19 protein-coding genes and 1 pseudogene are annotated in these 17,791 nt (G+C 68.5%); 14 read left to right on the forward strand and 6 right to left on the reverse strand.

What is annotated here, in order from left to right; all coding sequences use genetic code 11:
* Positions 1–184: 184 nt before the first annotated feature.
* The gene (locus FV233_RS22770) at positions 185–2,263 is read left to right on the forward strand and encodes a prolyl oligopeptidase family serine peptidase (protein WP_147853675.1); all 2,079 of its coding nucleotides are present in this window, start codon (positions 185–187) and stop codon (positions 2,261–2,263) included.
* A gap of 130 nt (positions 2,264–2,393) precedes the next feature.
* On the opposite strand, the gene era is transcribed toward FV233_RS22770, so the two are convergent.
* The 5 genes from era to FV233_RS22795 all read right to left on the reverse strand — a co-directional run bounded on the left by era (position 2,394) and on the right by FV233_RS22795 (position 6,389).
* Positions 2,394–3,392, reverse strand: coding sequence for a GTPase Era (gene era / locus FV233_RS22775; RefSeq protein ID WP_147853669.1), 999 nt, complete (start codon positions 3,390–3,392; stop codon positions 2,394–2,396).
* Positions 3,389–4,153 (reverse strand): ribonuclease III, encoded by a 765-nt coding sequence (rnc, locus tag FV233_RS22780; protein WP_147853674.1) that lies wholly within the window; start codon positions 4,151–4,153, stop codon positions 3,389–3,391. The genes era and rnc overlap by 4 nt, the downstream gene beginning before the upstream one ends.
* Positions 4,154–4,164: 11 nt before the next feature.
* Complete coding sequence (gene lepB / locus FV233_RS22785) at positions 4,165–4,965, reverse strand: signal peptidase I (RefSeq protein ID WP_147853668.1); 801 nt, start codon at positions 4,963–4,965, stop codon at positions 4,165–4,167.
* A 252-nt stretch (positions 4,966–5,217) separates the two neighbouring features.
* Positions 5,218–5,628: a holo-ACP synthase gene (gene acpS / locus FV233_RS22790; protein ID WP_147898868.1), complete on the reverse strand. Its 411-nt coding sequence runs from the start codon at positions 5,626–5,628 to the stop codon at positions 5,218–5,220.
* Positions 5,625–6,389 (reverse strand): pyridoxine 5'-phosphate synthase, encoded by a 765-nt coding sequence (locus FV233_RS22795; RefSeq protein ID WP_147853666.1) that lies wholly within the window; start codon positions 6,387–6,389, stop codon positions 5,625–5,627. The genes acpS and FV233_RS22795 overlap by 4 nt, the downstream gene beginning before the upstream one ends.
* A 376-nt stretch (positions 6,390–6,765) precedes the next feature.
* On the opposite strand from FV233_RS22795, the gene rpsF reads away from it, so the two are divergent.
* The 11 genes from rpsF to FV233_RS22850 all read left to right on the forward strand — a co-directional run bounded on the left by rpsF (position 6,766) and on the right by FV233_RS22850 (position 16,119).
* Entirely contained in the window at positions 6,766–7,242 is a 477-nt protein-coding gene (gene rpsF, locus FV233_RS22800) for a 30S ribosomal protein S6 (RefSeq protein WP_147853665.1), read from the forward strand.
* A 3-nt stretch (positions 7,243–7,245) separates the two neighbouring features.
* Complete coding sequence (gene rpsR / locus FV233_RS22805) at positions 7,246–7,503, forward strand: 30S ribosomal protein S18 (RefSeq protein ID WP_091712669.1); 258 nt, start codon at positions 7,246–7,248, stop codon at positions 7,501–7,503.
* 127 nt (positions 7,504–7,630) lie between these two features.
* Complete coding sequence (locus FV233_RS22810; protein WP_147898869.1) at positions 7,631–8,662, forward strand: DUF2232 domain-containing protein; 1,032 nt, start codon at positions 7,631–7,633, stop codon at positions 8,660–8,662.
* Positions 8,663–8,703: 41 nt separating this feature from the next.
* On the forward strand, positions 8,704–9,276 hold the full coding sequence (gene rplI, locus FV233_RS22815; protein ID WP_147898870.1) for a 50S ribosomal protein L9: 573 nt from the start codon (positions 8,704–8,706) through the stop codon (positions 9,274–9,276).
* Positions 9,277–9,579: 303 nt separating this feature from the next.
* Entirely contained in the window at positions 9,580–11,067 is a 1,488-nt protein-coding gene (locus FV233_RS22820; RefSeq protein WP_147853662.1) for a replicative DNA helicase, read from the forward strand.
* A 147-nt stretch (positions 11,068–11,214) separates the two neighbouring features.
* Entirely contained in the window at positions 11,215–11,712 is a 498-nt protein-coding gene (locus tag FV233_RS22825; protein ID WP_210249499.1) for a DUF29 domain-containing protein, read from the forward strand.
* Positions 11,713–11,803: 91 nt separating this feature from the next.
* On the forward strand, positions 11,804–12,253 hold the full coding sequence (locus FV233_RS22830) for a cupin domain-containing protein (RefSeq protein ID WP_147898871.1): 450 nt from the start codon (positions 11,804–11,806) through the stop codon (positions 12,251–12,253).
* A 9-nt stretch (positions 12,254–12,262) separates the two neighbouring features.
* The gene (locus FV233_RS22835; RefSeq protein ID WP_147898872.1) at positions 12,263–13,165 is read left to right on the forward strand and encodes an SMP-30/gluconolactonase/LRE family protein; all 903 of its coding nucleotides are present in this window, start codon (positions 12,263–12,265) and stop codon (positions 13,163–13,165) included.
* Positions 13,162–14,064, forward strand: a complete 903-nt coding sequence (locus FV233_RS22840; RefSeq protein WP_147898873.1) for a VOC family protein — start codon at positions 13,162–13,164, stop codon at positions 14,062–14,064. Before FV233_RS22835 ends, FV233_RS22840 begins: the two co-directional genes overlap by 4 nt.
* An 82-nt stretch (positions 14,065–14,146) precedes the next feature.
* Positions 14,147–15,052: a prolipoprotein diacylglyceryl transferase gene (lgt, locus tag FV233_RS22845; protein WP_147898874.1), complete on the forward strand. Its 906-nt coding sequence runs from the start codon at positions 14,147–14,149 to the stop codon at positions 15,050–15,052.
* Positions 15,049–16,119: an SAM-dependent methyltransferase gene (locus FV233_RS22850; protein ID WP_147898875.1), complete on the forward strand. Its 1,071-nt coding sequence runs from the start codon at positions 15,049–15,051 to the stop codon at positions 16,117–16,119. Before lgt ends, FV233_RS22850 begins: the two co-directional genes overlap by 4 nt.
* Positions 16,120–16,152: 33 nt before the next feature.
* Here FV233_RS22850 and FV233_RS22855 read toward each other — a convergent pair whose 3' ends face one another.
* Positions 16,153–16,350 (reverse strand): fibronectin-attachment protein (FAP), encoded by a 198-nt coding sequence (locus FV233_RS22855; protein ID WP_147898876.1) that lies wholly within the window; start codon positions 16,348–16,350, stop codon positions 16,153–16,155.
* A gap of 146 nt (positions 16,351–16,496) precedes the next feature.
* Between FV233_RS22855 and pgeF the strand changes: the two genes are divergently transcribed.
* On the forward strand, positions 16,497–17,267 hold the full coding sequence (gene pgeF, locus FV233_RS22860; RefSeq protein WP_147898878.1) for a peptidoglycan editing factor PgeF: 771 nt from the start codon (positions 16,497–16,499) through the stop codon (positions 17,265–17,267).
* A 289-nt stretch (positions 17,268–17,556) separates the two neighbouring features.
* Positions 17,557–17,791, forward strand: a pseudogene (locus FV233_RS22865) (porin family protein); the annotation flags it as partial.

Here is a 17,791-nt window from a genome sequence, read left to right on the forward strand (position 1 = left end):
CCCTCGGCCACGGCCGCCACGACACGCTCGCGCAGATCGACAGACAACGGTGAAGGCATCGAGGGCTCCTTCACCACTCAACGCTGCAAACGGCTAACCCGTCGCAACGCGGCCGGGCACGGCTCTAAACTGACGCGGCCAGGGCCGTTCACGAATCCCAGGATCCGGGTCTATCGTGTCCGCCATGACCGCTCCGATCGATCCGCGCCCGTCCCCGCAGCACCCGGACGACGATCCCTATCTTTGGCTGGAGGCGATCGACGGGCCGGAAGCGGTGGCATGGGTCGAGGCGCGCAACACCGAGACCCTCGCCCGCTACGGCGATGCCGTCTTCGACCGCGACCGCGACATCGCCCGCGTGATTCTCGATCGGCCGGATCGGATTCCGCTGGTCTCGCGCCGGGGCGGGAGGCTCTATAATTTCTGGAAAGATGCGGAGCATCCGCGCGGCCTGTGGCGGCGCACCGACGAAACGAGCTTCCGGACAGAAACGCCGGACTGGGACATCCTGCTCGACCTCGACGCCCTGGCCGTCGCGGAGGGCGAGGATTGGGTCTGGGCCGGATCGTCGATCCTGAAGGATGGCCATGACCGGGCCCTGCTCTCCCTCAGCCGGGGCGGCGGCGATGCCAAGGTCGTGCGCGAGTTCGACCTGACCGCCCGCCGCTTCGTGGCCGACGGCTTCGTCCTACCCGAGGCGAAGGGCGGCGCGGCCTGGCTCGATCGCGATACGCTCCTGGTGTCGAGCGCCTACGGCGACGGCATGGCCACGCGGGCGGGTTACCCGCGCACCATTCGGATATTGTCTCGCGGCTCGGATCCGCAGGCCGCCGCGGTGCTGTTCGACGTGCCCGAGACCAGCATGGCCGCATGGGCCTCGGTGGATCGGGAGACGGGCGTCGAGCGGCTCGTCTTCATCGAGCAGGTCAGCTTCTTCGACACCAAGATCCTCCTCGGCGACCGGAGCGGCCCAAACACAGAACTCGACGTGCCCTCGGACGCCGACGTGCAGGTCGACCGGGATTACCTCGTCGTGCGACCGCGCCGGCCCTGGTCCGTCGGCGGCGTGGAGCATGCGACCGACACCGTGCTGGCGCTGCCGCTGTCCGGCTTCCTGGCCGGGCGCCGCGACTTCGCGGTGTTGTGGCAACCGGACGAGCGCCGGGCGCTCCAGGACGTGTTCTGGTCGGCCGGGCGCCTGTTCGTGCACGCGCTCGATGATCTGCGCCCGACCTACACAGTGTGCACGCCGGGGGAGGGGGCCTGGGCGACACGGCCGCTGGAGGGGCTTCCGATGCTCGGCAGCGTCAACGTCTGGCCCCTCGACGGCGATACCGAGGAGGCGGACGGCACGCTGCTGGCGCTGGTGCACGACCCCGTGACGCCCGCGACGCTTCTCAGCATTGCGCCGGATCTCGGAGCACCCGCGGTCTTGCGCGCAACGCCGCCGGCCTTCGACGCACGTGGATTGCGCGTGACCCGGCACGAGGCGATCTCGGCCGACGGAACGCGCGTTCCCTATGTCCAGACCGGTCCGGAGGGGCTGACGGGCGAGGCCCCGGTGCACATGACCGCCTATGGCGGCTTTCGGATCCCGCTTCTGCCGAGCTACGCGCCGGTTCTCGGGAAGCTCTGGCTGGAGCGGGGCGGTACGAACGTCGTCGCCAACATCCGCGGCGGCGGCGAATTCGGCACGCGCTGGCACGATGCCGGCCGCCGCGAAGGCAAGGCCCGGGCGCATGACGACTTCGCAGCGGTCGCGGCCGACCTCGTCGCGCGCGGCGTGACCCGGCCGGGCCGGATCGCCGCGGAGGGCGGATCGAACGGCGGCCTGCTTATCGCCAACATGCTGACCCGCTATCCGGAGCGGTTCGGGGCCCTGTTCTGTACGATCCCGCTGATCGACATGCGCCGCTACACCAAGCTCCTGGCCGGGGCGAGCTGGATCGCCGAATACGGCGATCCGGACGACCCGCAGGACTGGGCGTTCCTCGGCGCCATCTCGGCGTATCATGCGGCCGAGGTGGGGCGGCCCTATCCGCCGATCCTGCTGGCCACCAGCCGCCGCGACGACCGGGTGCATCCCGGCCACGCGCGGAAGATGGCCCGCAAGCTCAACGCCCTGGGCTACGACGCGGCCTTCTACGAGCCCGCCTCGGGCGGACACGGCTACGGCAAGGACAACGCCGAGGCGGCGGCGTTCCTGGCGCTGGGCCTGACCTTCCTGCGCCGCTCGATCGGCTGGGATGTGCCGGAGGCCTGAAATTCCGATTTCAAAAGGTCTTCGACCTTCTACGGGTGCAGGGTGCAACCCTGCTGTCGGGCTTTGCCCGATGCATCAGGGGCGCCGCCCCCGAACCCCGCCAAAGGGCTAGGCCCTTTGGAAACCCGGTTTAGCCGCGCGGGAACTCTAACCCCATCTCGCGGTAGCGGGCCGGGTCGTCGGCCCAGTTCTCCCGGACCTTCACGTGCAGGAACAGGTGGACTTTCGTGTCCGCCGCCTCGGCGATTTCGATGCGGGCCGCCTGGCCGATCGCCTTGATGGTCTGGCCGCCCTTGCCCAGGACGATCGAGCGCTGGCTCTCGCGCTCGACGAAGATCGTCTGCTCGATCCGCACCGAGCCGTCCGGCCGGATCTGCCACTGGTCGGTCTCGACCGTGGAGCGGTAGGGCAATTCCTCGTGGAGCCGGTCGTAGATCTTCTCCCGAGTGATCTCGGCGGCGAGCATGCGCAGCGGCGCGTCCGAGACCTGATCCTCCGGGTAGAGCCACGGGCCGGACGGCATCCGGGCGGCAAGCGCCCGGCGCAGATCGCCGACGCCGTCGCCCTTGAGCGCCGAGATCATGAAGGTCTCCGCGAAGGGCGAAGCCGCATTGAGCTTGGCGGCGAGATCGAGCAGCCGCTCGCGCGGGATCAGGTCGATCTTGTTGAGGATCAGCATCTTCTCGCGCTTCACCCCGCCCAGCCGGCTCAGGATCGCCTCGACCTCGTCGTCCAGGCCCTTGCGGGCATCGACCAGTAGGCACACCGCATCCGCGTCGGCGGCGCCGCTCCAGGCCGAATGCACCATCGCCCGGTCGAGCCGACGCTTCGGCGCGAAGATGCCGGGGGTGTCGACCAGGATGACCTGGGCCGATCCCTCGATCAGGATGCCGCGCACCAGCGCCCGGGTCGTCTGCACCTTGCGCGAGACGATCGAGACCTTCGTGCCGACCAGGTTGTTGAGGAGCGTCGACTTGCCGGCATTCGGCACGCCGATGAGCGCGACGAAGCCCGCCCGGGCGTCGGCGGGCGTGCCCGGGAGCGTCGAGGGGGCCTTCGGTGCCGGGCCCTCGGCGGGGCCGTCATCCTGTGCATCATCCTGCGCGTCGTCGTGATCGTGTTCGGTCATGCTGTCTCCGTCGGCCCCGTCTCCGGGGCGGTGCCGATTCCCTCGCGCTCCATCAGCGCGCGGGCGGCCTCCTGCTCGGCGACACGCTTCGAGGTGCCCTCGCCATGGCCCGGCTCAAGCCCCTCGACCTGTACGGCAATGCGGAACCTGGGTGCATGATCCGGGCCGGTGCGCTCGACCACCGCATAAACGGGGATCGGCAGGCTTCGGCCCATGGCCCATTCCTGCAACGCGGATTTCGCGTCGCGGCCGCGATGGGCCGACAGGGGTTCGGTCGGGTGGAAATGCGCCTCGACGATCAGACGCGCCGCGTCGAAGCCGGCATCGAGGTAGACCGCCCCTAGGATCGCCTCGCAGACGTCGGCCAGGATCGTCTGGTTGCGCCGGCCGCCACCCATCACCTCGCCCTGGCCGAGGATCAGGTGCGGGCCGACCTCCCAGGCGGCCGCCACCGCCGCGCAGGTCTCCCGGCGCACGAGGCCGGCGAGGCGGCGCGACAGGTCACCCTCGTCGGCGTCCGGAAAGGCCGCATAGAGCCGGTCCGCCACCGCGAGCCCGAGGACGCGGTCGCCGAGGAATTCCAGGCGCTGGTAGCTGCCGCCGCGTCCGGTGGCCTTGCTGGTATGGGTCAGCGCCCGGGTCAGCAGGGTCTGATCGGCGAAGCTGTGGCCGATCCGCTCCTCCAGGACGCCGAGCGGCGGCCTGGGCTTGTGGGAACGCCGCGCCCGGGAAGACGGTCGGGCCTGTCCAGCCTCGTCCAAGTCCGGGCCGTTCAATGGATGGTCGAGAACAGGCGCGACCAGCGCACGTGGGCCGGCCAGTTCCAGAGCTGCCAAGCCGGGGTGCCCTCGTCGATCGAGAAGAAGATCATCTCGGCGCGTCCGACCAGGTTGGCGAAGGGCACGTAGCCGACGCTGGCGAGGTCGCGCGAATCGGTGGAGTTGTCGCGGTTGTCGCCCATCATGAAGAAGTGACCGCTCGGCACGGTGTAGAGTTCGGTCTTGTCCCAGAACCCGTTGTCGCCGTCCCGCTCGATCACCCGGTGTACGACGCCGTTCGGCAGCGTCTCGAGGTATTGGGGAACCTTGGTCGCCTGGCCGTAGGGATCGGTCGTCTCGTAATCGGCGATCCGCTCGCGCTTGACCGCCTTGCCGTTGATATTGAGCACGCCGTCGATCATCTGAATCTTGTCGCCCGGCAGGCCGATCACGCGCTTGATGTAGTCGGTGGCGTTGTCCTTGGGCAGCTTGAACACCGCGATGTCGCCGCGCTTCGGCTCGGCCGCCCAGACGCGCCCATCGGCCTGGATCGGAATGTATTCCGACAGCGGAAGCGAGTACTTCGAGTATCCGTAGGAGTACTTTGAGACGAACAGGTAATCACCGATCAGCAGCGTCGGCACCAGCGAGCCCGACGGGATGTTGAACGGCTGGAACAGCAGCGTGCGCACCACGAGGGCGATCAGCAGCGCCTGGACGCCGACCTTCAGCGTCTCGCGGATGCTGGCCCAGGTGCCGGTCTCGACCGGTTTCGTCAGTGGCTTGCCGTCGTGATCCACGCGTGCGCGTTCCATCTTCAGACTCAGATTCCGTCGCCGGAGCACGCCCCGGCTCTTCCGTTCTCGTACGATGGTCCCGGAAACTCGGCTTCCGCCATCCCGCATCATACGCCAGCCGCCAGCAGGGCACGGCCCCGCCGCTCGCGGCTGATCTGCGGTTGTCCCGAGGAATGCGCCGCAATCGTGTCCGCTGCGTGCGGCGGTCTAGACCAAGCGCGAGCCCCCCGCAACGCGCGAGGGCGGCGCGCTAATCCGCCGACCCGGGTCTCACCCGCGCGGCACGGTCGGCAGCGCCTCGATGATCACGAAGGCTTGAGCCATCGGCGGGTCGTCCGTCAGGCTGACGTGCAGGCGGCCCTCATGCCCCGCGGGCAGCAACTCGGCGAGACGCGCGGCGGCGCCGCCGGAGAGCCGCAGGGTCGGCTGGCCGGAGGGCAGGTTCACCACCTCCATGTCGCGCCAGAACACCCCGGCACTGAGACCGGTCCCGAGGGCCTTGGCACAAGCCTCCTTGGCGGCGAATCGCCTGGCATAGCCGGGCGCCCGCGCGGCGCGGCGATCGCAGCGCGCCCGCTCGCCGTCCGTGAAAACCCGGTGTGTGAAGCGGTCGCCGTGCCGCTCCAGCGTCCGGGCGATCCGGTCGATGTCGCAGAGATCCGAGCCGATGCCGATGATCATGGGCGCCGCGCGCGGTCCATGGCGGCCCGCATGTCGCGCACTGCCTGGGCAAGGCCCACGAAGATCGCGTCGGCGATGAGTGCGTGGCCGATATTCAACTCGCGGATCTGCGGCAGCGCCGCTACCGGGCCGACGCTGTCGACCGTGAGCCCGTGGCCGGCATGGATCTCCAGGCCGAGGCCGGCGCCGTGCTGGGCCGCCCTTGTGATCCGGGCCAGCTCGTGGGCGATGCGCCCATCGTCCCCCGCCACGGCGGCCTCGCAGTAGCTGCCGGTGTGCAGTTCGACCACCGGAGCCCCGAGCGCGGCGGCCGCCTCCATGATCGCCGGTTCGGGCTCGACGAACAGCGACACCCGAATGCCGGCCTCGGCGAGGGCGGTGATGCGGGGGGCGAGGTGAGCGCGGCCGCCGACGATGTCGAGGCCGCCCTCGGTCGTGCGCTCCGCACGCTTCTCGGGCACCAGACAGGCGGCGTGGGGCCGGGTCGCCAGGGCGATCGCCACCATCTCGTCGGTCGCGGCCATCTCGAAGTTCAGCGGCACCGTGAGGTCGCGCTTCAGCGCGGCGATGTCGGCGTCGCGGATGTGGCGGCGGTCCTCGCGTAGATGCGCAGTGATCCCGTCCGCCCCGGCCTCGACCGCCAGCAGGGCGGCCCGAACGGGATCGGGATAATGCTCGCCGCGTGCATTGCGCACGGTGGCGACGTGATCGATGTTGACGCCGAGGCGCAGCTTTTCGAAGGTCGTGTTTTCGGGCGTCATGGGCTCATCGGTCCCGGGGCCGGCCCGCTCCGGCAGGCGCCCTCGAACGGTCGATATGCTGGCGGCGCGCCCTGTCGGCAAGACGGGCCGGCGCCCCGGCCGAGCGGACGCGTCCGGACCTGCCGGCCTTGCCAGTGCGGGAAAAAACCATTATCCGCCGGCCCTCGCGTTCGCTCCGGCCGGGGGCTGAACGGACGGTGCCGCTCGCGGCATAGGGTCCTGAACGACCCGTCGTCCGGTGTCTCCGCCTTCGATCAACCGCTCGGGCCTGAAAATCGGCTCGAAGGGCTTGGCGCCGAGCGTCTCGCGAAATGAACCGGCCCGAACCAGCCGCTCCCGAGCGGCCGGGCTCCTTTTAACACTGAAAGGCCCGATAATGCCTCTCTACGAGCACGTGCTCTTGGCCCGGCAGGACGTGACGTCCCAGCAGGTCGAGACGATGATCGACACCTACAAGGGTGTGATCGAGCAGAACGGCGGCCGCCTCGAGAAGATCGAGATGTGGGGCGTGAAGTCCCTGGCCTACCGCATCAAGAAGAACCGCAAGGCGCATTTCGCGCTCCTCAACATCGACGCCCCCCCGGCCGCCATCGCCGAGATGGAGCGCCAGATGCAGATCTCCGAAGATGTGCTGCGCTTCATGACCGTCCGGGTCGAGGATCTCGATTCCGAGCCGTCGGCGATGATGCAGAAGCGTGACCGCGACGACCGCAAGGATCGCGAGCGCGGCCGGCGTCGCGACGATGACGGCTTCGGTGGCGGCGGTGGTGGCGGCTTCGGCGGTGGCGACCGTCCGGACCGTGGCGATCGCGGTGGCGATCGTCCCGAGCGTACCTTTGGCGGGGAGGCCTAAGCCATGGCATTTGGTGCTGGTGCAGGTGCAGGGGGCGGACGCCGTCCCTTCTTCCGTCGTCGCAAGACCTGCCCGTTCTCCGGCGCGAACGCGCCGAAGATCGACTACAAGGACGTCAAGCTGCTGTCCCGATACGTGTCGGAGCGCGGTAAGATCGTTCCGTCGCGCATTACCGCGGTGTCGGCCAAGAAGCAGCGCGAACTCGCCCAGGCGATCAAGCGCGCTCGCTTCCTCGGCCTGCTGCCCTACGTGATCAAGTAGACCGATTCGACCGTCCGGCCCGGGCTCGACCCGGGCCGGTCCTCACAGAGCGATCTGGCATCGCTCGATCGTTGGGGCGCAGCGTCGCCTCTAACCCTGCCGTGACGGCAGCGGGACAGCGGAATCCATGGCACAGCATATCGGCATCGGTATCGGCGCGGGCCTCGTCTCCGCACTCCTGTTCGGGGTGCTGCTGAAGGCGACCCCGCTGGCGATCGTGCTCTACCTCGTGGCGCCGCTGCCGATCCTGATCGTCGGTTTGGGCTGGAGCCATAAGGCCGCCCTGGCGGCTGCCGCCGCCGGCAGTCTGGCGCTGGCCCTGGTGATCGCGCCCTTCATGGGCCTCGCCTACGCGGCCTACATCGCCCTGCCGGCCTGGTGGCTCGCCTACCTGACCCTGCTCGGTCGCGACACGCCGTCGGGCCTCGAATGGTACCCGACCGGCCGCCTCCTCGGCTGGACTGCCGCCACGGCGGCGCTCGCGTTCATCGCCATAGCAGTCCTGTCCTCGCCGAACCACGCGGCTTTCGACGCGCAATTGCGCGGGCTCGCTCGCTCGCTGGTCCAGGTCCGCGATCCCGCTGCCCGCCTGACGGCGGACCGTCGTGCCGGCGCACCCCAGTCCGAGGCGACGGAATCCGGTTCGGACCCTGCGCCGGACACGGAGCAAGCACCCAAGGCCGGCGCCGACGAGGCCGAGGTGACCCGGACCGAGGTCGCAGACGCGCTTGCGCGCGTGGTCCCGGCTTTCGCGGCCAACGGTCTGGCTTTGCTCCTGACCTTCTATCTCTGGGCTTCGGCCAAAATCGTGAACATCTCCGGCCGGCTGCCGCGGCCCTGGCCGGATCTGCCGGCGACCGCCATGCCGCGCACCACCTTGGTGACCCTGGCCGCGGCCGTGCTGATGTGCTTCGCCCCCGGCTACGTCGGCGTGTTCGGCGTGGCGCTCGTGGGGGCGTTCAGCGCGTCTTTCGCGCTCCAGGGGCTCGCGGCGTTCCACGACCGCTCGCGCGGCCGGCCCGGACGCGGGCTGATGCTGTTCGGCATGTACCTCATCCTGTTCGTGACCCAGGGCGTGGCCCTGGTGGCACTCACCCTGTTCGGCCTAGCCGACACCGCCCTCGATCGCCGACGTCCCAAGGACAACCCGGCGCCGTGAGTCCCCGGTCCCCGAGGCCGACCAACTGAAGGAGAAAGACGATGGAAGTGATCCTGCTCGAGCGCGTGGCCAAGCTTGGCCAGATGGGCGAGACCGTGAACGTTCGCCCGGGCTTCGCCCGTAACTTCCTGCTCGCCCGCGGCAAGGCGCTGCGCGCGACGGAATCCAACAAGAAGCACTTCGAGTCGCAGCGCGCCCAGCTCGAGGCCCGCAACCTCGACCGCAAGAAGGACGCCGAGGCCGTCGCCGAGAAGCTGAACGGCCAGAGCTTCATCCTGATCCGCCAGTCGGGCGAGACCGGTGTGCTCTACGGCTCCGTCTCCACCCGCGACCTCGCCGAGGTTGTGGCCAAGGACGGCTTCACGGTCGATCGCGGCCAGTTCGTCCTCAACCAGCCGATCAAGACCCTCGGCTTGCACAACGTCCCTGTGGTCCTGCACCCCGAGGTGGAAGTCCAGGTCACCGTGAACGTCGCCCGCAGCCCCGAGGAGGCCGAGCGTCAGGCCCGTGGCGAGTCGGTCACCGAGCGCGAGGCGTTCAACCTCGACGACCTCGGCCTGGAGGTCGGCGCGGCGCTGGCCGATGCCGGCGAGGGTGCCGACGACCGCGGCTGATTCCCTCGGGACGACCGGTTTGCGCCGCTCCGCAAGGGCCGTCCGGCCTGCTCTGAGCGGCGCAAGCCGCATCCCTGTATACCGGTGAAGACTGGGGATTCGTCCCTCCACGACTTGACACGTTCCAGTTTTGTTCCAGCATGGACGCCCGCCCCTCGCGAGAGTCGGCGGGCGTCCGTTCGTCCGGGCCGGGGCCGGACGAACCGGCCGTCGGCTAGGCTTCAGTAACCATACTGAGGCCAAGGTCGCGCGGTGTGATCCTGGTGCGCCCGCCGCGGCGCCTGAATTCGGAGTCGTCCGCCGATGGCCCTGCCCAATGCGCTCACGGCCAAGCTGGAAGCGGTCCAGGCCGAGTATCGCGTCGCCCCGCACAACATTGATGCGGAGCAGGCGCTGCTCGGCGCCATCCTGGTGAATAACGACGCCTACTACCGGGTGTCGGACTTCCTGCTGGCCGAGCACTTCATGGAGGATGCGCACCAGCAGATTTTTTCCGTGGCGGCGTCCCTGATCCGCGCCGGCAAGCTCGCCACGCCCATCACCATGAAGACCTACCTCGGTGACGCCGATTTCGGCGGCCAGACGGTGATGCAGTACCTCGCCAGGCTCGCCGCAGACGCCACCACGGTGATCAACGCCGGCGCCTACGGCCGGACGATCTACGACCTCGCCATCCGCCGCCGCCTGATCACCATCGGCGAGGATCTGGTGAACGGCGCCTACGAGGCTCCGGTCGAGCAGGCGCCCCGCGACCAGATCGAGGAGACCGAGCGGCGCCTCTACGAGCTCGCGGAGGCCGGAAAGTACGACGGCGGCTTCCAGAAGTTCTCCGACGCGCTGACCGCCGCGGTCGACATGGCCGCCAAGGCCTACCAGCGCGACGGCAAGCTCTCGGGCATCGCCACCGGCTTGTCCGACCTCGACGCCAAGATGGGCGGTCTGCAATCCTCCGACTTGATCATCCTCGCCGGCCGCCCGGCCATGGGCAAGACCTCGCTGGTGACCAACATCGCCTTCAACATCGCCAAGGCGTATCGCGGCGAGAAGCAGGCGGACGGCACGATGCAGACCGTCAACGGCGGGATCGTTGGGTTCTTCTCCCTCGAAATGTCGGCCGAGCAGCTCGCCACCCGCATCATCGCCGAGCAATCGGGGGTGCCGTCCTACAAGATCCGCCGCGGCGACATCCGGCCGGAGGATTTCTACAAGATCACCGACGCCGCCCGGGATATGCAGACGATCCCGTTCTACATCGATCAGACCGGCGGCATCTCGATCGCCCAGCTCGCCGCACGTGCCCGGCGCCTGAAGCGCCAAAAGGGCCTGGATCTGCTGATCGTCGACTACCTGCAGCTGCTTTCCGGCTCCGGCAAGCGCAGCGATAACCGCGTGCAGGAAATGACCGAGATCACCACCGGCATGAAGGCGCTGGCCAAGGAGCTGGCGGTGCCGATCATCGGTCTGTCGCAGCTCTCGCGTCAGGTCGAGAACCGCGACGACAAGCGCCCCCAGCTCTCGGACCTACGCGAATCGGGCTCGATCGAGCAGGACGCCGACGTGGTGATGTTCGTGTTCCGCGAGGAATACTACGTCAACAACAAGAAGCCGCGGGAGGGCACGGAGGAGTTCTTCGCCTGGGAGGCGGAGATGAACCGCGTTCACGGGAAGGCCGAGGTGATCCTGGGCAAGCAGCGCCACGGCCCGACCGGGACGGTTGAGCTGCAGTTCGACGCCAACATCACCCGGTTCTCGAACCTCGCCCAGAGCGAGCGGCTGCCCGAGCAGATGTGATAGCGAGCCGTGCCGAAAGGCGGCCTCCGGCTTTCGGGAAAAGATCATGCGAATCAAAAGGCTACCGCATCTTGTGGGTTTCGACACCCGGCATGATGCGGTAGTGTGGCGATGCCCACGTGAACGGGCGACTGCGAGGAGGCGGTCGTGACAGCTTCGAATCGGGCGCCGCAGAAGCTGAAGGCGACGCGGTACGAGGACGATGTCCATGCTTGGGCTCAGGAGCAGGTGCATCTCCTTCAGGCGGGCGCGTGGGCGCGCCTCGACATCGAGCATATTGCGGACGAGATTGCTGACGTGGGCCGCAGCGAACGCCACGCGCTGACGAGCGCCCTCTGTGTGATCCTGCTTAACCTGCTGAAATGGGATCATCAGCCCACCCGGCGGAGCCGCAGCTGGGTGACGTCGATCCGGACACAGCGCAGCATCGTGGCGGAGCGTCTCGAAGACAGCCCGAGCCTTAAGTCGCAGATCCAGGCGCTCATCGATCGGGCCTATCATCGCGCGCGGATCGAGGCGGCAGGGGAGACTGGGCTCGATGAGGGCGCGTTCCCGCCGGTCTGCCCCTACGACTTTACCGCGATTATGACCCGGCCGATTCCCTGGCCGCCGAACGACGGCGACGCCCGATCGACGTGTCGGTAGGATCGCCTTCGGCGGTCTGCGGTCGCCGCGAACCATCGCCGGATCCGGCCGTTGAGCGGAAGACGAATGTGCCGCCGCCGCAGGATCGACGATGACCGAGCCGACCCCTCCAAAGATGCCGTACTGGCACGTCTATACCGACGCGGAGGGGGTGAGCCGCCAGGAGCTCTTTTCGATCGCGCGGTTTAAATTCGAAGGGATCAACCCCGAAACCGCACCGCAGTGGAACGACAAGATGGACCCGGCGCCGTCGGTGGTGACCTTTACGATCCTGCCGGTCGGCTGGGTCGGCGAGTGGCACGAGAACCCGCGTCCACAATGGATCGCGATCCTGTCCGGCCGTTGGTTCGTGGAGACCATGGACGGCCACCGGGTCGAAATGGGTCCGGGCGAGCTGATGATGGGCGAGGATCAGAACACCAAGGCCCGCGATGGCAAGAAGGGCCACCTCTCGGGCACTGTCGGCGACGAGCCCTGCACCATGATCGTGACGGGGCTCCAAGTGGAGCCGACCGTCAACCAGCCCGGCCGCTTCAAGTAGGGCCCCGGCATGGACGGCATCGAGCTCACGCAGCCGCGCTTCAAGGCGTATGTTCTTCCGAATGCGCCGCTGGAAAAGCTCGCCGACGGCTTTCGCTGGACCGAAGGCCCGGTTTTCTTCGGCGATCGCAACGAACTGCTGTTCTCAGATCTCCCCAACAACCGGGTGATGCGCTGGACGGATCAGGGCGGCCTAAGTGTCTATCGCGAGGGGGGCGACTTCGAGAACGGCCACACGCGGGATCGCCAGGGGCGGCTCCTGTCCTGCTCGCATCGCGGCCGGCGCATCCACCGGACCGAACTCGACGGCCGCATCACCGGCCTAGTCGAGCACTATCAGGGGCGACGGCTGAACTCGCCCAACGACATCGTCTGCAAGTCCGACGGCACGATCTGGTTCTCAGATCCGCCCTACGGCATCCAGACCGATTATGAAGGCGGCAAGCAGGAATCCGAGCTGCCCGCATCTCTCTACCGGTTCGACCCCCGCGATGGGTCGCTGTGCGTGGTCGCCGACGACTTCCAGGGCCCGAACGGCCTGTGCTTCTCCCCTGACGAGCGCAGGCTCTACGTCGTCGAGACCGGGCTGCAATTCGCGCCGGACCCGATTCAGCACGTGCGCGTGTTCGATGTCGCCGAGGATGGAAGCCTGTCCGGCGGGGCGGTGTTCTGCAAGATCGCGCCAGGCAATGCCGACGGGATCCGCTGCGACGAGCATGGCAATGTGTGGTCGAGCGCCGGCGATGGCGTGCACTGCATCGACCCCGGCGGCGAGCTTCTCGGGAAGATCCTGGTGCCATCGACGGTGGCGAACCTAACCTTCGGCGGCCGCAACGACAGCCGCCTGTTCCTCTGCGCCTCGCACACGCTGTACGCGATCTACACCAATGTGCGCGGGGCGCGGCTGCTTTGAACGGCGTCAAAGCCATCGCGGGCTTCAGCCGCACCGTTGCGGACCTCGCCGTCACGGAGGCCTTTTATTGCGACGGTCTCGGCTTCGAGCGGGTCGCTCCGCCGGAACCGGTGCCGACTGCGCAGGCCGAGGCGATGGGGCTCACGGGGTTGCAGGCCCGGCAGTTGCACCTGCGGCTCGGCGGCCAAATGGTGACGTTCCTTACGGTGGAGCCACCCGGCGCGCCTTACCCGGTCGACCGCTCGGCAACCGATCCGTTCTTCCAGCACCTCGCGATCCCGGTGCGCGACATCGATGCCGCGATGGCGCAGATCGGCCGGGTCGATCCGACGCCGATCAGCCGGGGCGGCGCGCAGGTCCTGCCAGCGTCCTCGGGCGGCGTCACCGCGTACAAGTTCCGCGATCCGGACGGGCATCCCCTGGAACTGATCTTCTTCCCCGACGGGGAGCCGGCCGAGCGCTGGCGCGCCGCGCCGGGCCTGTTCCTCGGTATCGACCATTCGGCGATCACCGTCACCGATCTCGATCGGACGCTGTCGTTCCTCACCGGCCCCCTGGGCCTGCACGTCGCGCAGACCGGCTTGAACCGGGGGGCCGAACAGGCGCGGCTCGACGGCATCGATGATCCCGTAGTCGATGTTGTCGCGCTCAAGCCGCGCGCACCCGCACCGCACGTGGAACTGCTGCACTACCGGGCGCCGGCCAGCCCGAACCGGTCACGGAACGAGTTCAGCCCGGCCGATCGCGCCTCCACGCGATTTGTTTTTTCCGTGGCGGATATAGAGGGGCTGGTGGAGGCTCTCCGTGTCGCAGGGGTTGCGCGTCGTTCGTCCTTGGATGGCAAGGCTGCCTATTGCGTGGGACCGGATAACCATGGGTTCTTGTTCGTGACGGCTTGAACCCGCGGCTGGATGCTGCGTGTTGCGCACTTGACGCGTCGCCCCTCCGGCGTCCAATCCGGCCGCCCCGGAGGTCAGACCGATGCCGCTCCTCGCACTGCCCTTTCCGGCCATCGATCCTGTGGCGCTCGCGATCGGGCCGATCACGATCAAATGGTACGCGCTCGCCTACATCGCCGGCCTGATCGGCGGGTGGTACTACGCGCGCCGCCTCGTGATGGCCGACAGCCTGTGGGGGGTGGTCAAGCGCCCGCAGGTGGTCGACATCGACGATCTGGTCGTCTGGGTCGCGCTTGGCGTCGTGCTGGGTGGGCGGATCGGCTACGTGCTGTTCTACAACCTGCCGATGTACCTTGCCGACCCGATGGAGATCCTGGCGATCCGCAACGGCGGCATGTCGTTCCACGGCGGCTTCCTGGGCGCGATCCTGGCCTTCCTGCTGTTCGCCCGGGCCAAGAAGCTGAACGGTTACACCCTTCTCGACATCGGCGCCGTCGTCGTGCCGATCGGCCTGTTCTTCGGGCGGATCGCGAACTTCGTGAACGGCGAGCTGTGGGGCCGGGTCGCGCCGGACTTCGCTTATGCGATCGTGTTCCCCACCGGAGGGCCGCTGCCGCGCCATCCGAGCCAGCTCTACGAGGCGGCGACCGAAGGGCTGCTGTTGTTCATCGTCATGGCGTTGAGCGTCCGCCGGTTCGGCTTCCGCAAGCCCGGCTTGCTCGGCGGGATATTCGTGTTCGGCTACGCCCTGGCCCGCACGGTCTGCGAGTTCTTCCGCGAGCCGGACCGGCAACTCGGCTTCCTGTTCGGCGACCATCTCGGGCCTATGGGGGGTGGCGTGACCATGGGCATGCTGCTCTGCGTGCCGATGATGATCGTCGGCCTCACCTACATCGTTCTGGCGGCGACAGGCCGGACCCGTCCCCGTAACCCGGTCGCGGCGTCCGACCCGCGGGAGGCGGCGCGCGAGGCGCCCGCGAAGGCGTGACGCCGCTCGGAACCGAGATCGCGGCGCTGATCCGGCACGGCGGCCCGATCGGCGTCGACCGCTACATGGCCCTGTGCCTGGGGCATCCGGTCCACGGCTATTACCGAACCCGCGATCCGCTCGGGGTGCAGGGCGACTTCACGACGGCGCCCGAGATCAGCCAGATGTTCGGCGAACTGGTCGGCGCCTGGGTAGGCTACGTTCACGGGCGAATGGGGCGGCCGGATCCGCTCGTTCTGGTGGAACTCGGCCCCGGACGCGGCACGCTGATGGCCGACGCCCTGCGAGCCCTGCGGGTGGCGGCCCCGGGCGTGCGGGTGTCGCCGCACCTGGTCGAGACCAGTCCGGTCCTGCGCGAAGTGCAGGCTCGCGTCCTGGCCGGAACGGACGCGACCTGGCACGCAAGCTTGGAAACCCTGCCCGACGGCCCGGTGATCCTCGTCGCCAACGAGTTCTTCGACTGCCTGCCGGTCCGCCAGTTCGAGCGCCGGGCCACCGGCTGGCACGAGCGGCAGGTGGGGCTCGGGCCGCAGGGCGAGTTCGTGTTCGGGCTGGCACCAGAGCCGACGGCGGAGATCGAGGCGTCGGGGTCCGAGGGGGCTTTGCTGAGCGTCCCCGGTGCCGGGCTCGCGCTGATGCGGACGCTGACCCGAAGACTGCGCGCGTCCGGAGGCACACTGCTGGCGATCGATTACGGCCATGTCCGGCCGGGCTTCGGCGATACCCTCCAGGCTCTGGCGGGGCATCGCTTCGCCGACCCGCTCGCGGCGCCGGGCGAGGCGGATCTGACGCATCACGTCGATTTCGCGGCTCTGGCTCGGGCTGCACGCGCCGAGCAGGCAACGATCCTCGGTCCGGTGGAGCAGCGGGAATTCCTAGTTGCCCTTGGTCTGCTGGAGCGCGCCGAGCGCCTGAAGGCGTCCGCCACGGCAACTCAAGCCAAGGCAATCGATTCGGCCGTAGACCGGCTGACGGATGCCGGCCCGACCGGCATGGGCCGCCTGTTCAAGGTCCTGGCGGTAACCGGTCGAGACCTCGGGCCGCTGCCCGGATTTCCCGAAGCCTGAGGCTTTGCATCCGGACGGCGGCTGAGGATGTCGTCAGCCGAACGAGCCGAAACCCGCGTCGGATCCGTTCGTGGCCCGCGGCGTCGGCGGTGCCGGTGGGTTCAGGTCGGAGGGGTCGAGGTCGCCGCGTTCACGCACGACGGGATGCTCGGCAGTGCTGGGGCTCCGATGTTCCGGAGCCTCCGGCGCCTTGGTCTCGATCGGGGAGTCGTTCTCGGTCCGTCGTGACATTGCGATCCTTCTCGGAAGAATCCGGAACCCGGACTCATGCTGCAATGCAGCAAGAATCTGACGGTTCCACGACATCGTCAAGGGCCGGCCGTTCCGCTATCGAGCGCAGCAGCAGGAAAGCCAGGGAGCCGACCGTGACCGCAGGCATATATATCGAGGCGCCGGAACTCTCGTCGCAGGCCGGCGTGCGGCACGCCTTCTTCACCCGGGCCGGCGGCGTCTCGGAGGGCGTCTACGCGTCGCTCAACGGCGGACTCGGCTCGCACGACGTGCCGGAGCATGTCGGCGAGAACCGGACCCGGATGTGCGCCCAGCTCGGCCTGCCGCCGGATCGCCTCGTGAGCCTGTACCAGGTCCATTCCGCCGCGGTGGTCACCGTGGAGGCACCGTTCCCGGCTGCGGACCGCCCCAAGGCCGACGCCATGGTGACGCGGGTCCCGGGTATCGCCCTGGGCATCGCCACGGCCGATTGCGGGCCGATCCTGTTCGCCGATCCCGAGAACGGGGTGGTCGGCGCCGCCCATGCCGGCTGGAAGGGGGCATTGACGGGGGTGATCGCCGCGACGGTGCAAGCCATGGAAGCCCTCGGCGCGCGACGTCAGCGGATCGTCGCCGTGCTCGGGCCGACGATCGGGCAGGCCTCCTACGAGGTCGGCCCGGACTTCATCGCGCGCTTCCGCGCCGAGGCTCCCGGCCAGGAGCGCTTTCTGGAGCCAGGGACCCGCGACGGTCATGCGCAGTTCGATCTTCCGGGCTTCATCCTGGCGAGACTCGGTGAGGCGGAGATCGGAGAGGCCGCGATGCTCGACCTGTGCACCTATGCCGACCCGGAGCGCTTCTACAGCTATCGCCGGACCACGCACCGCGGCGAGCCCGACTACGGGCGGCTGATCTCCGCTATCGCACTGACTCCATGATGGTCATGGACGGCCCCCGTCCCGAGCGTGGCCGTTGTGTCCAGGGGGTGCGACACTTTGTCAAACCAAAATCGTGCGAAAAAGCGTGGCCATAAGCGAACCTTGACCATTCGAGCGCGTTTTGACCCATGAGGTGCCGGGGAAAAACGGCGGATTGCCAAAGGGGCCGCGACGAGCGGTCGGCGATACCGCCCGCGTAAAGCAGCCCCGGAACCGCTGGACAATTGGCAGATCCGCGTTCCGTATCGGTCCGAAAGGCCGCTGCGGAGCCACCCGTGAGGACCAGAATATGAAATCCCTGCTTCGCGCCACCACCGCCCTCGCGGGCGTCGCCCTCGCCGGTTCGGCCTTCGCCGCCGACCTGCCGCGTCGCGCCGCCCCGCCGCCGATCTTCACTCCGGTGCCCGTGTTCACCTGGACCGGCGCCTACTTCGGTATCAACGCCGGCTACGCGTTCGACGCCAGCAGCCGCTCCAACAACTCTACCTTCGTCGTGCCGGGCGGTGTCGGCCTGACCAGCGGGC

The sequence above is a fragment of the Methylobacterium sp. WL7 genome, assembly GCF_008040085.1.
In the GTDB taxonomy this organism is placed as follows: domain Bacteria; phylum Pseudomonadota; class Alphaproteobacteria; order Rhizobiales; family Beijerinckiaceae; genus Methylobacterium; species Methylobacterium mesophilicum.

Bases quoted from the DNA above. Each gene is read 5' to 3' on its own strand.
- FV233_RS22770 (WP_147853675.1), top strand. From the start codon at position 185: ATGACCGCTCCGATCGATCCGCGCCCGTCCCCGCAGCACCCGGACGAC.
- era (WP_147853669.1), bottom strand. From the start codon at position 3,392: ATGACCGAACACGATCACGACGACGCGCAGGATGATGCACAGGATGAC.
- lepB (WP_147853668.1), bottom strand. From the start codon at position 4,965: ATGGAACGCGCACGCGTGGATCACGACGGCAAGCCACTGACGAAACCG.
- acpS (WP_147898868.1), bottom strand. From the start codon at position 5,628: ATGATCATCGGCATCGGCTCGGATCTCTGCGACATCGACCGGATCGCC.
- FV233_RS22795 (WP_147853666.1), bottom strand. From the start codon at position 6,389: ATGACGCCCGAAAACACGACCTTCGAAAAGCTGCGCCTCGGCGTCAAC.
- rpsF (WP_147853665.1), top strand. From the start codon at position 6,766: ATGCCTCTCTACGAGCACGTGCTCTTGGCCCGGCAGGACGTGACGTCC.
- rpsR (WP_091712669.1), top strand. From the start codon at position 7,246: ATGGCATTTGGTGCTGGTGCAGGTGCAGGGGGCGGACGCCGTCCCTTC.
- FV233_RS22810 (WP_147898869.1), top strand. From the start codon at position 7,631: ATGGCACAGCATATCGGCATCGGTATCGGCGCGGGCCTCGTCTCCGCA.
- rplI (WP_147898870.1), top strand. From the start codon at position 8,704: ATGGAAGTGATCCTGCTCGAGCGCGTGGCCAAGCTTGGCCAGATGGGC.
- FV233_RS22820 (WP_147853662.1), top strand. From the start codon at position 9,580: ATGGCCCTGCCCAATGCGCTCACGGCCAAGCTGGAAGCGGTCCAGGCC.
- FV233_RS22830 (WP_147898871.1), top strand. From the start codon at position 11,804: ATGACCGAGCCGACCCCTCCAAAGATGCCGTACTGGCACGTCTATACC.
- FV233_RS22835 (WP_147898872.1), top strand. From the start codon at position 12,263: ATGGACGGCATCGAGCTCACGCAGCCGCGCTTCAAGGCGTATGTTCTT.
- lgt (WP_147898874.1), top strand. From the start codon at position 14,147: ATGCCGCTCCTCGCACTGCCCTTTCCGGCCATCGATCCTGTGGCGCTC.
- FV233_RS22855 (WP_147898876.1), bottom strand. From the start codon at position 16,350: ATGTCACGACGGACCGAGAACGACTCCCCGATCGAGACCAAGGCGCCG.